This window comes from Bergeriella denitrificans NBRC 102155 (assembly GCF_001592185.1).
Classification (GTDB): domain Bacteria; phylum Pseudomonadota; class Gammaproteobacteria; order Burkholderiales; family Neisseriaceae; genus Neisseria; species Neisseria denitrificans.
Map to the genome: position 1 here is coordinate 1 of NZ_BCWL01000383.1, position 619 is coordinate 619.

General features: G+C 44.6%; 1 protein-coding gene. It reads left to right on the plus strand.

The features are described 5' to 3' along the window. Nucleotides 1-51 precede the first annotated feature (51 nt). Nucleotides 52-619: IS1595 family transposase (locus BDE01S_RS10920; protein ID WP_066081514.1), on the plus strand; the 568-nt coding region annotated here is incomplete at its 3' end.

Here is a 619-nt window from a genome sequence, read left to right on the forward strand (position 1 = left end):
GGGGCTGTCCTAGATAACTAGGGAAATCTAATTTTAAGTTAGAATACCCTTATGAGAAAAAGCCGTTTAAGCCAGTACAAACAAAACAAACTCATCGAGCTGTTTGTCGCAGGTGTTACAGCACGGACAGCTGCCGAACTGGTCGGTGTAAACAAAAATACCGCCGCCTATTATTTTCATCGTCTACGTCTACTCATCTATCAAAACAGCCCGCATTTGGAAATGTTTGATGGCGAAGTAGAAGCAGATGAAAGCTATTTCGGCGGACAACGCAAAGGCAAACGCGGTCGCGGTGCTGCCGGCAAAGTGGCTGTATTCGGGCTTTTGAAGCGAAACGGCAAGGTTTATACCGTTGCCGTACCGAATACACGAACTGCTACTTTGCTGCCGATTATCCGCGAAAAAGTGAAACCCGACAGCGTGGTTTATACGGATTGCTATCGCAGTTATGATGTACTTGATGTGAGCGAATTTTCACATTTTCGCATCAATCACAGCACACATTTTGCAGAACGGCAGAATCACATTAACGGAATTGAGAACTTTTGGAATCAGGCAAAACGACATTTGCGTAAGTTTAACGGCATTCCCAAAGAGCATTTTGAGCTGTATTTGAAGG